The sequence below is a fragment of the Synechococcus sp. WC101 genome, from assembly GCF_047461555.1.
GTDB lineage: Bacteria > Cyanobacteriota > Cyanobacteriia > Thermostichales > Thermostichaceae > Thermostichus.
In genome coordinates, this window is the sequence record NZ_JANSHG010000078.1 from 1 (window position 1) to 11,693 (window position 11,693).

10 protein-coding genes and 1 tRNA gene are annotated in these 11,693 nt (G+C 60.9%); 8 read left to right on the forward strand and 3 right to left on the reverse strand.

What is annotated here, in order from left to right; genetic code table 11:
• Positions 1-293 precede the first annotated feature (293 nt).
• The 3 genes from NW809_RS06930 to NW809_RS06940 all read left to right on the forward strand — a co-directional run bounded on the left by NW809_RS06930 (position 294) and on the right by NW809_RS06940 (position 2,199).
• Entirely contained in the window at positions 294-917 is a 624-nt protein-coding gene (locus NW809_RS06930; protein ID WP_011429568.1) for an HD domain-containing protein, read from the forward strand.
• Positions 918-987: 70 nt separating this feature from the next.
• Complete coding sequence (locus NW809_RS06935) at positions 988-1,425, forward strand: peroxiredoxin (RefSeq protein WP_011429567.1); 438 nt, start codon at positions 988-990, stop codon at positions 1,423-1,425.
• 39 nt (positions 1,426-1,464) lie between these two features.
• Positions 1,465-2,199 carry a D-alanyl-D-alanine carboxypeptidase family protein gene (locus NW809_RS06940; protein WP_414389884.1) on the forward strand — a complete coding sequence of 245 codons (735 nt, stop codon included), beginning with the start codon at positions 1,465-1,467 and terminating at the stop codon, positions 2,197-2,199.
• 48 nt (positions 2,200-2,247) lie between these two features.
• Here the strand turns inward: NW809_RS06940 and NW809_RS06945 are convergent.
• Positions 2,248-2,319, reverse strand: a tRNA-Gly gene (locus NW809_RS06945).
• A gap of 139 nt (positions 2,320-2,458) precedes the next feature.
• Here NW809_RS06945 and zds point away from each other — a divergent pair.
• From zds to NW809_RS06970, 5 genes are all read left to right on the forward strand, one after another.
• Positions 2,459-3,916: a 9,9'-di-cis-zeta-carotene desaturase gene (gene zds, locus NW809_RS06950; RefSeq protein ID WP_414401790.1), complete on the forward strand. Its 1,458-nt coding sequence runs from the start codon at positions 2,459-2,461 to the stop codon at positions 3,914-3,916.
• Between the two features lie 131 nt (positions 3,917-4,047).
• Entirely contained in the window at positions 4,048-4,995 is a 948-nt protein-coding gene (locus NW809_RS06955; RefSeq protein WP_414401791.1) for a sugar phosphate nucleotidyltransferase, read from the forward strand.
• A gap of 49 nt (positions 4,996-5,044) precedes the next feature.
• Positions 5,045-5,755 (forward strand): class I SAM-dependent methyltransferase, encoded by a 711-nt coding sequence (locus NW809_RS06960; protein ID WP_011429562.1) that lies wholly within the window; start codon positions 5,045-5,047, stop codon positions 5,753-5,755.
• A gap of 130 nt (positions 5,756-5,885) precedes the next feature.
• The gene (locus tag NW809_RS06965) at positions 5,886-6,776 is read left to right on the forward strand and encodes a lysostaphin resistance A-like protein (RefSeq protein WP_414389892.1); all 891 of its coding nucleotides are present in this window, start codon (positions 5,886-5,888) and stop codon (positions 6,774-6,776) included.
• 649 nt (positions 6,777-7,425) lie between these two features.
• The gene (locus tag NW809_RS06970; RefSeq protein WP_011429560.1) at positions 7,426-9,558 is read left to right on the forward strand and encodes a caspase family protein; all 2,133 of its coding nucleotides are present in this window, start codon (positions 7,426-7,428) and stop codon (positions 9,556-9,558) included.
• Here NW809_RS06970 and NW809_RS06975 read toward each other — a convergent pair.
• Positions 9,555-10,226, reverse strand: coding sequence for a DUF1614 domain-containing protein (locus tag NW809_RS06975; RefSeq protein WP_011429559.1), 672 nt, complete (start codon positions 10,224-10,226; stop codon positions 9,555-9,557). The genes NW809_RS06970 and NW809_RS06975 overlap by 4 nt on opposite strands.
• Before the next feature lie 390 nt (positions 10,227-10,616).
• Positions 10,617-11,693, reverse strand: a 1,077-nt coding sequence (locus NW809_RS06980; RefSeq protein WP_414401792.1) for an NAD(P)-dependent malic enzyme, incomplete at its 5' end; no start/stop codon positions are given.

Consider the following 11,693-nt stretch of genomic DNA (forward strand, 5'->3'; position numbering starts at 1 on the left):
TCCGCCGCACAACAGACGTGTAAGTCTGTAGCTGAGGCACTCAGTAGCTCTAAGAAAAAGCTGAGGCTCTCCTGGCAAGAAGGAATGAGTTTAAGACCAAACCTGCCGCGCTACCGTAAGAAGGGGATGTTCTCAGTAGCATACCCGAAAAAGTGGCTTAAGTTCCAAGAAGCAAAAGTCAGAGTGCCGCTCGGCAACCAGGTCAAAGCTTGGTTTGGAATAGACGCTTTCTGGATACGATTTCCTACCAATACCAATCCCCTCAACTGCCAACCTCGACCGGAGAGATACCTATGTCTACCCAGTTGACGCCGCGGTTTGCCGAGGCCATGCGCTACGCCTACCGCTGGCATGCCGCTCAAACCCGCAAGGGAACAAGGATCCCCTACCTCAGCCACCTGCTGGCGGTGGCGTCCATCGCCCTGGAGCATGGCGCCGACGAAGATGAGGCCATTGCTGCCCTCCTCCACGACAGCCTGGAGGATGGCCCCCGCTACAGCGGCGAGCCGCGGGCTCAGATTGAACGGGAGCTGCGGGAGCACTTCGGAGAACGGGTGCTGCAGATCGTCCTGGGATGCACGGACACCGACAGCGATAGCTCCCTGGGCGAGCCCAAAGAAGACTGGAAAGAGCGCAAAGTGGCCTATCTCAAGCACTTGGAAACCGCAGATGCCTCGGTTTTGCTGGTGGCCGCCTCCGACAAGCTGCACAACGTCCGCTGCATCCTACGCGACTTTCGCCAACTGGGGGATCAGCTCTGGGAGCGCTTCTCCGGCGGCAAAGAGGGATCCCTGTGGTACTACCGGTCGCTGGCGGAGATCCTGGGGCGACGGCTGCCTTCTAGGCTGGCAGTGGAGTTCCAAGAGCTGGTGGTCGAGTTGCAACGGGCAGCCGGGTCGGGGCCGGCAACAGCTTGACAGAGACGACCAGGGCTGAAGAAAATGCTGAGGGCAGCTTTCTCTCTTGCACTCTTCAGGTCACCTGTCTATGGTTCTCGCTGTTGGCACCGTTGCTCCAGGGTTCAACACGACCGACACCCACGGCAACCAAGTTTCTCTGGCTGATTTTACCGGGAAAACCGTTGTCCTCTACTTTTACCCTAAAGACGACACCCCTGGCTGCACCAAAGAGGCCTGCGGCTTCCGCGACGCCTACGCTGATTATCAAAGCAAAAACGTGGTGGTGTTGGGGGTGAGCATGGACGACCAGGCCTCTCACCAAAAGTTTGCCGAGAAGTACAACTTGCCTTTCCCTCTGCTGGTGGATACCAGTGGGGTGATCGCCCGCGCCTACGATGTGGATGGAGGCGGCTACGCCAAGCGGGTGACCTACGTCATCGACGCCGAGGGCAAAATTGCCAAGGTCTATCAGAACATCAACACCGAAACCCACGCCCGCGATATTTTGGCCGACTTGGGTTTGTAAAATCTCTTCGGTTCCTCTCTGAGATCCCAGCCCTTGCGCATGAACGACGACATTCCGGTTGCGCGTCGCCAGCCATCTGGTGCGGAAAAAGCGCAAGGTTCCTCAGCTTCGTGGGGCCTGTGGCTGGGCGTAGGGCTGGCCATAGTTGGCTTGCTGCTCTGGATGGCGTGGTGGCTGGAGAGATTGGCGGGATCCCCAGCAGATTCCCCAGTCCTCGAAAAAGCCGGTCAGCCCCCTCTGGCGCAGCCAACTGAGCAGAATGAGCGGGTCTCGCTGCTGGGGCACTATGCCTATTCCGAGGCCCCCGCAGATAGCCTACGGGTGGTGGGCAGCTACCACGGTCGAGAGGTGCGCCTGCGCCAGGCGGCTGCCGAGAGCTACCTGCGCATGAGTGAAGCAGCCCAAGCCGACGGGATCCGCCTTGTCCCTATCTCTGGGTTTCGCTCGATAGCGGAGCAGGAGTTTTTGTTTTTTCAACTGGCCCAATCGCGAGCCTTGCGACCGGAAGAACGGGCTGCGCTCAGCGCTCCCCCCGGCTACAGCGAGCACCACACCGGCTACGCCATTGATATTGGCGATGCCCAGTTTCCTCAGTGGGACACTCAAGAAGCCTTTGAGACCACCCCTGCCTTCCGGTGGCTGGAGAGAAATGCCGCCCGTTTTGGCTTTGAGCTGTCTTTCCCCAGAAACAATCCGCAGGGGGTGAACTACGAACCTTGGCACTGGCGCTTTGTGGGCGACCGCCACAGCCTGGAGACCTTCTACAAGCGCTAACACCTCCCCTCTCCCAAGGGGAGAGGGGACGGGGGTGAGGGATCGAAAAGCGGATGACGCGATTCGAACGCGCGACCGTCTCGTTGGCAACGAGAAGCTCTACCACTGAGCTACATCCGCATCGGACATCTATCATGGCAAGTTTTGCGGTCGTTTGTCAAGCCAGGGATCCCTGGCGCATTTTGTTCCAGAATGAGAGAAGTTTATCTTTCTTTGCAGTTGCCTCAGCCTTTGGCTGAGCTCATTTGAGGGGATCACGATGCGGGTAGCCATTATCGGGGCCGGGTTGGCCGGCTTGGTCACAGGGGTGGATTTGGTGGAAGCGGGGCACCAGGTGCAGATCTACGAGGCGCGGCCCTTTGTGGGCGGCAAGGTGGGCTCCTGGCAGGATGCCGAGGGCAACCACATCGAGATGGGGCTGCACGTTTTTTTCTGCAACTACAGCAACCTGTTTGCCCTGATGAAGAAGGTGGGGGCCTACGAGAACCTGCTGCCCAAGCAACACACCCACACCTTTGTCAACCGCGGGGGGCAGGTGGCCAGCCTCGATTTTCGCTTCCCGCTAGGGGCGCCCTTCAACGGCCTCAAGGCTTTTTTTGCCACCGAGCAGCTCTCTTGGGCCGATAAGCTGCGCAACGCCCTGGCGCTGGGCACCAGCCCTCTGATTCGCGGCCTGCTGGACTACGAGGGGGCGATGCGGCAGATTCGCGCTTTGGATCGGATGAGCTTTGCCGAGTGGTTCCGCCGCCACGGGGGATCCGAGGCCAGCCTGAAGCGGATGTGGAACCCGATTGCCTATGCCCTGGGCTTCATCGATACGGAGCAGATTTCCGCCCGCTGCATGCTGACCATTTTTCAGATGTTTGCCAGCAAAACCGATGCCTCCAAGCTCAACCTCCTCAAGGGATCCCCGGACAATTACCTTACCCAACCCATCGTCCGCTACCTGCAAGCCCGCGGCGGTCAGGTTCATACCCGGCGGGGGGTCGGCCGCATTGAAGTCAGCGACTCCCCCCCCTACGCGGTAACCGGCCTGGTTTTGGCCAACGGCGAGCGCGTGGAGGCGGATGTGTATGTATGTGCAACGGCGGTAGAAGGGGCGAAACGCTTGATCCCCCAGGTGTGGCGGCAGTGGCCCCAGTTCGACAACCTCTACAAGCTGGACTCGGTGCCGGTTGCCACGGTGCAGTTGCGCTTCGACGGCTGGGTGACGGAGCTAAATCCCCAGGGCCAAGCCAAACGCGCCGTCGACTATCCCCAGCCGCTTGGCATCGACAACCTCCTCTACACTGCCGATGCCGATTTCTCCTGCTTTGCCGATCTCGCCCTCACCAGCCCTGCTGACTACTACAAACCCGGCCAGGGATCCCTGCTGCAATGCGTGCTTACGCCCGGGGATCCCTTTATCTCCATGTCCAACGAGGCCATTGCCCAGCACGTGCTGCACCAAGTGCATGAGCTCTTTCCCTCCTCGCGGCAACTGAACATGACCTGGTACAGCGTGGTCAAGCTGGCCCACTCCCTCTACCGCGAGGCGCCGGGCATGGAGCCCTATCGGCCGCCGCAGAAAACTCCCGTGCCCAACTTCTTCCTTGCCGGCAGCTACACCGCCCAGGACTACATCGACAGCATGGAAGGAGCCACCCTCTCTGGCCAGTTGGCTGCCCAGGCCATCCTGGCCGCCTGCCGGGATCCCCAGCCGTCGCCGCCAGCCTAGCGGGCCTTCGCTGCCCAGCAGAACAGCGGCAAAGGGGGGCTCTCCCTGCCTCTGGCCTCAGCCAGTTGGCTGTGGCAGGCTGGATCCTTTTCCCCTACCATCTAGGCTGGGAAAATGGGTTGGGGACAGCTATGCAGGCGGTAATTCTGGCAGGGGGGCAGGGAACTCGCTTACGACCTTTGACCCTATGGCAGCCAAAGCCGTTGCTGCCCCTGTTGGAGGTACCTTTTTTGCACTGGCTCATTGGCCGCTGCCGTCGAGCTGGCTTGACGGACATCCTGTTGAGCGTTGGGTACTTGGGCAGGCAAATCGAGGCTGCCCTAGGAGATGGCGCTGCCTGGGGGGTAAAGCTCCGCTACATCGTCGAGGAAACACCGCTGGATACGGCAGGGGCTTTGGTGCTGGCCCAACCCTACTTCAGCGGGGATCCCTTAGTGGTCTTCAATGCCGATATCCTCACCGATCTGGATTTATTAGATTTGATACACTGCCACCTGCAGAGCGGGGCCGTCGCCACCCTCACCCTCGCCCAGGTGGAGGACGTCACCGCCTACGGCCTGGTGGAGGTAGGGGAAGGGGGCCGGATCCAATCCTTTCGGGAAAAGCCCACTGCTGCCGAAGCCCTCACCCTCACCACCAACACCATCAACGCTGGTACCTATGTCCTCGATCCGGCTATTTTCAAAGACTACCCCAGCGGGGATCCCCTCAGCTTCGAGCGGCGTATCTTCCCCGACTTGCTGCGGCAGGGGCGACGGCTGCAAGCCTACCTGCACACTGGCTACTGGCGGGATCTGGGCACGCCGGCCAGCTACTACCACGGCCAACTGGACATTCTCCTGAGCCGGATGAGGGATTTCCCTCTCGAGGATGTGGAAGAACGGGCGCCAGGGGTATGGGTTCACAAGACCGCCGAGATCCACCCTGACGTTCAATTGCACGCGCCCTGCTACATCGGCGCTTACACGCGCTTGGGCTCCCAAGCTCAAGTCCCCGCCGGCACCATCCTCGGCAGCTACAGTTGGGTCAATGGATCCCTGCAGCCGGGGGCCTATGGGCCGGGCCTCCTGGTAGTCTAGGTTAAAGGCCAGTTAAGCGCCCAAGCCTCCACAACAGAGCCGGCCAAAGATGGAGCTACCGCAAAGCGGGGAACGCTGGGATCCCTATCTTGCCGCCGTAGCCGCCCGCTTCAACCGGGAGCTGGAGGTGCAGTTGGGTCGGGCCAGTTGGCAACTTCCCCCCGACCTGGAACAGTTGCCCTTTTGGCAAGCCCAAAAGCGGGATCACCTCCAGGAACGCCTGGGGATCCCCTTTTGGCAATTGCGCGCCCCCAAAAAGCGGGAAGCCTGCTTGGATCTGGGCTGTGGAGTGAGTTTCCTGACCTATCCCTGGAACGATTGGCAGGCCTACTTTTACGGCCATGAGCTGAGCGGGGGGATCGTGCGCTTTGTGCGCTCGCGGGCACCGCAGCTTAACTCCAAGCTGTTCAAGTCGATGCAGCAGGGATCCGCCCATCACCTGGAAAACTACGGGCCAGAGCAGTTCGATCTGGCCATTGCTACAGGATTTTTGTACTACTACCCGATAGACTACTTTGACGCGGTTTGGGCAGAACTGAGGCGGGTGTTGCGTCCGGCTGCGCCAGTGATTATCGAAGTGGTCAATCCTGAGTCTGTGTGGGCCGAACAGTGGGGGTTGATTGAGCTCTTCAAAGGCAGCGAGCCGATTCTCACGCCCCTACAGGAGTGGGAGCGGCGCATCGCCGACTTGGGGGGCAAAATCCAGAAACAGGCCAGTGGCGAGCTATTTACCACCTATTGGATTCAGCGCAAGCAGTGACCTCCTCTCCCTTTGAAGAGGGGGGCTTTCCCCTTCCACGAGGTAGCTTGCCCGGAGGATTGGCTTTCCAAAGTCGGTGCTCTCTCCCCCACCCTTATAAGATGGGAAAACTCCTACCTCTTACTTTTTTATGTCTAGATCCCCCGCCTTGCCGCCTGCCGAGCCGGGTTCAGCCGGATTTTCAGCGCTGAAGGCCCGCTATCTGCTGCTGGCTTTCCTGTCGATCAACGGGGGGGTGGGTCTGGGGGTTGTCGCTTTGGCCAGGCTGTTGCCTCTGCCCTCGGACGATCCGGTGCTGGCCTACGTTGTCTATTGCGTCACGTTTGTGCTCACTTGTATCTGGAGCTGGCAGCGCGGGCGACGAGCCCATTTGCAGATGAGGCGGCTGTGGGGCAACTGGCGAGCTGCGATTCCCTGGGGATCCCTGCTGCGGGTAGTGCCGGCTTTGGTTGTGCTCTCCATGGGCACCACTTTGCTGATGCTCTACTGGGTGTCGCTGTCTTTCCCGGAGCTGGCGGAGTCGATGCTGGACTCCCTGGGGGAAGAGGAGGGGGAGACAGCCTGGCCGCAGGTGTACCAGGGGTTGCGCTGGCTCTCGATTGCAGTGGTGGCCCCCATAACGGAGGAATGGCTGTTTCGCGGCATTTTGCTCCACCGCTGGAGCCTCAAGTGGGGGCTTGACAGAGGCCTGCTGGCTTCTTCCGTGGTCTTTGGCCTACTGCACCCTAACCCACTTGGGCTGACGGTGTTTGGCCTGGTGATGGGGCTGCTCTACCTGAAAGCACGCTCCTTGAGCTTACCCATCCTGGCCCATGCTTTGAACAATATCCTGGCTCTAGCGCTGGGATCCCTGGGAGGAGGGGTAGTGGAACAGGTGGATCCCATCGGGAGCTTTCACCTCTACTACAGCCTGTGCTGTCTAGTTTTGGCTGGGTTCATCGTGATCCCTTTCCTCCGCTGCCATTGGCCGGAACGGGGGGCTCACTTGCCCTATTTTGTAAATTGCCCGCACTCATGCTGACACATAGAGTGCAGGCTTTGGGTAGCCCTGCAGTTGGCAAGCCAACCAAGGGCCCCCCACACCCCCCGTGTACGGGGGGCAGGCCGGCTTACAGCAGCCCCCAAAACCGCAATCACATTGGCACCGTTAAAATCTGCCTCCCCTTCCCAGCCCCAGGCCGGGTTCACACAACGAAAACGCTTCCCTTCCTGCTGGCCAAGCCATAAACATCGGTGGCCGGTTTGCAAACTGTCGGCAGGCGGCACCACCACAACCTTGACCCCGGCCCCACCGCCTTGGAGTGCAGAAACTGCCTCAGTTGAGAAAACGCCCAACTGTTCGACCGCCAACGCTCTGTTTTGCTGCGCGGCTGTTGATTGACACGCTCCCGTATCCCCCGTGTACAGGAGGAAAAGGGCGGGCCTCCTGCCGTTTCTAGCTGAACTCCTAAGCGGCCTTGGCGTCGGTATCCCCAGACGGAAAGGACTTGAGGCGGGATCCCGCCAAGAATGTAAACGAAACGCCAAAAACTGTCACCCGATCCCTCGAAAAAGCTGGAGGGGTGGGGATATCCTGAAATAGGCAGCAACAGATCCGGTGCAGAGTTGAGCTGTGGCTCGTTCGCCAACAGGGTGGCTGTTACGCCAGCGAGGCAGCCCACAGGGTTGACATGGAAAGGCGGTCTTTTCTACAAAAGTTACTCCTGGTTGCTGCCGGCCTTGGTCTCTCTCCCGGCTGGTTGGTGGGTCAGGCTGAGCGCTACGGGCAAGCTTTGGCGGCCAGCTCCCGCAAGTTGGCTCTCTTGATAGGCATTAACCGCTACCCCGGCGAGGGATCCCCGTTACAGGGGTGTGTCACGGATGTGGAGCTGCAGCGGGAGCTGCTGCGGTATCGCTTTGGCTTTGACCCGGCAGACATTCTCATCCTCACCGATGGAGCTGCCACTTCAAGCGCGATCCAGTCAGCCTTTGCCGAGCACTTGGGAAGTGCAAGTCAGACGGCTGAAACGGTAGTGGTGCAGTTTAGCGGCTACGGCCAATGGCGGGCGGGATCTTCGCCCGAGCGCTGGCAGCCGGCGCTGCTGTTGGCTGGCCCTGAAGAAGCGGCGGCTATGGGTCTGGAGCGCTTTTTCCAGCTTGTGCAAAGCTTGGGCACAGCCCAGCTCACGACCGTACTCGATTGTGGCTTTACCTATGTTGCACCCGCAGTACGGGGCAACTTGCAACTGCGCTCCCGCCCGCCGAAAGTCCCCAAGGAAGTAGCCTCTACCTCCCCAGAGGCGGTGGCTCCCGGTCGCCTGCCTTCTGGTGAAGTGCAGCAGATTTGGCCCTCTCCGCCCAAGGGGTTGTTAATTGCCGCCACCACCCCCCAAGATTTGGCGGCAGAAGCCGCTTGGCCGGGATTTCATGCAGGGATACTCACCTACCTGTTGACGCAGTACCTGTGGGAGACCACACCTGCCACCCGCCTGCTGATAGCCTTCAACCAAGTGGCCGGTCAGCGGGAGCTGGGCCTGTTTGCTTGTCAGCGCCCCATCCTGGAGGGCAAAGAAACGGCTCGGCGCATCCCGCCCTACTTCCTCACCCCCCCTCAGGTGGGAGTCAGCGGCGCCATCCAGGAAGTGAAGGGGAATCGGGCCCAGGTATGGCTGGGTGGGATCCCACCGGCGGCACTCTGCGGCTTGCAGCCAGGTACTCTTTTGGTTCCCATTGCTGCCGAGCCTTCCACCGCCTCGCCGGTGCCGCTGCTGATTCGTTCTCGCAGCGGCCTGTTGGCACAGGTGCAGCCGGCCAACGGGGAAGGTCAATTTCCCCCCGTGGGCACGCTGGTGCGGGAGCAGTTGCGCAGCCTCTCCAGCAGCCTCAAGCTTTTGGTGGGTCTGGAAGACAACTTAGGCCGCGTTGAAAAAGTAGATCTGACCAACGCCATCGCCGGCTACAGCTGGATGGAGACGGCCAACCCGCGCGAGCGCCAGGTGGATTGCCTGCTGGGCCGCATCACCCCCGAAATGGCCGCCGCCTTTCAATTGGACGCTCTGCCCAAACCCCTGGAAGTCAACAGCTACAGCCTCTTTTGGCCGGGGCGAGAATTGCTGCTCAATTCCTGCGGGCCGGCTGGGGAAGCTGCCGCTACGGCAGTGCAGCGGCTGGTGCCCCGTCTGGCCCATCTGCTGGCGGCCAAGCGCCTGCGGGCTACCCTCAACGCGGCAATCTCGCCGCTGGCGGTGGTGGGGGAATTGTCCACCAAGGGCAAACCCTTGCGGGGGTCACGGCTTGCCCAAGGGGCCGCTGCTCCTGGCGAGCCAGGCATGCCACGCTTTATGCGCGGGGATCCCCTCTATCTCACTCTGCGCAACGAGGGCGAGCAGGATCTGTTCGGGTACCTGTTGATGGTCGATTCCAGCGGGCAACTGCACCTGCTGGCCCCCATGCCCCAGGAGGACTTTGCCCTGCCGCTGCGCCTGGAGGCCAAGAGCAGCCTGACTTTGCCACCTCTGCCTGAGATGGCTGGCAATTCGCGCTCTGCCGTCAATCCCGATCTGCTCACCTGCCATGCCCAGGGGCTGACCGAGCTGCTGTTTGTGGCCAGCACTCGCCCCTTGTCGGCCAGCTTGGAAGCCCTCAAAACCATGGCCCGCAAGCTGGGGGTAGCCCGTTCGCCGCTGTTGCTCAATGGGCCGCTGGAATGGACGCAAATTCTCCTCGAGGAGTTGACCCAGCGTGCCCCCGAAGGGGATCCCGACTTGCGCTGGCTGGATCCCGGCCAGGCTGTTACCCTTTCCCTCACCTATTTGCTGGTTTAGCTCAGCAACAGGGCAAACAGGCCACAGAGAGCAATGCCATCGAAAACCCCGGCCCCGCCAATGCTGAGAATGCCCGAGCAATTGCGCCGCAGCACCTCCGGCAAGTGCAGCAGATCCGCTCCGATCACCGTGCCCAAAACCCCGCCAGCAAAGGCCACCGCCGGCGCCTGATCTCCAGCCCAGAACATGGCGGCCAAGGCTGCCGTAGCCGGGGCGGTCAAGGGATTCATCTGAATGCCGATTCCGGGCACCACGTGGGAAGCATAGTAGCTGACCACAGTCACCAGCGCCGTTACGGCCAGGATCAACAGCCCATCGGCCCGGCCAAATTGATACAGGGCCAAGAGCACCGGGATCAGCCCCCCGCCCACGTTCAGAGCAACCACGGTCTCCTGAGAGATCTTGGCCAACGGGATCCCCCAAAATTGCCGTATCCACAGGCTGGCCAGGTCTTCCACCAGCGTTACCTCGCACTTCACACGATACAGGGGAATATTGACCGAGCTGCCCGCCAGGATAGCCAGCAGCAGCAACAGCGCCCCCTCCCGCGAGAACCCCAACTTGCCCACCGCTAACGCCACCACATCCACCGCCAGCCCCAGCCAGAGGAAAGGCAGCAGCAGCACCAGCATCAAAAACAGCAACAGCGAGACCGGCAAGTAGAACATGGCAGGGATCCCAAACTTTCCTCCAGCCTATCAGGACTTAGTCCGGCTTCCTCGACTCTAGGTAGAGAGGATCCCCGATCTTGTAACAAAAATAACAAGCAAGTCTCCGGTTAACTCTGTCAGAGCCCAAAGATCTTATTGCAAATATCTTGAGCAACTTTGCAACCGGCGCGCCGATTGCTGGGAGTTGTGGATAGAGCAATTTGATAGTGCGGATCTCCGCAAAAGCAAATCGTAAACTACCCGGCTCCGACCGCCCCCCTTCCCCCCCCAACCCCCCGTATACGGGGGGCAGGGGGGCGGGGGGATTGAGGGGGGTACAGTGCGGGGCTCCTGCGGCTTCTAGCTGAGGCCTGCTGCCTTCCACCCGCTTTTGGCCAGGGGGAACCCTCAAGGGATCCCGGCCACTCCTGTTTGGCGGGCAGCTTGGATCACGGCGGCAGCCACCTGAGGAACTACCCGCCCATCGAAGACCGAGGGAATGATCCACTGGGGATCCAAATCTTCCGGTGGGATCAAATTGGCAATGGCCTGGGCGGCAGCCAGGCACATCTCAGTGTTGATCTGCTTGGCGCGGCAATCGAGAGCGCCGCGGAACACCCCTGGGAAGGCCAGCACATTGTTGATCTGGTTGGGGTAGTCGCTGCGCCCGGTGGCCATCACGGCGACTCGATCTGCCACCAGCTCGGGCTGGATCTCTGGCACCGGGTTGGCCAAGGCAAAGACAATGGGATCCGGCGCCATTTTCTCCACCATCTCTGGTGTCAAAGCATTGGCCACGCTCACCCCGATGAACACATCTGCTCCCACCAAAGCCTCTGCCAGGGATCCGCTCTCCTCAACGGCAACGGCAGCTTTCTCGGGGGTGAGGTCGGCGCGGGAGCGGCTGAGGATCCCTTGGCGGTCGCAGACCAGGATATGTCTGGCCCCGGCCCGTCGCAGCAGTTGAGTTACCGCAATACCGGCTGCTCCTGCCCCGTTGAGGACAATGCGCACCTCCTCTAGGCTTTTTTTAACCACCTTCAAGGCATTCAACAACGCTGCCAGCACCACAATGGCGGTGCCATGCTGATCGTCGTGGAACACCGGCAGGTTGAGACGGGCCTTGAGCTGCAACTCGATGGCAAAGCAGCGGGGGGCGCTGATGTCCTCCAGGTTGAAGCCGCCAAACCCCGGCGCCAGGCGCACCACCGTCTCCACAATTTCCCCCACCTCCTGGGTGGCCAGGCAGAGCGGGAAAGCATCGATATCAGCAAAGCGTTTGAACAGGGCTGCTTTTCCCTCCATCACTGGCAGAGCCGCCTCCGGGCCGATATTCCCCAGGCCCAGCACGGCGCTGCCATCGGTTACGATGCCAACGCAATTGCCCTTGATGGTGTATTCATACACAGCGCTGGGATCGGCGGCAATTTCCAGCGCCACCCGACCCACGCCCGGGGTATAGGCCATGGCCAGATCGGCGGCGCT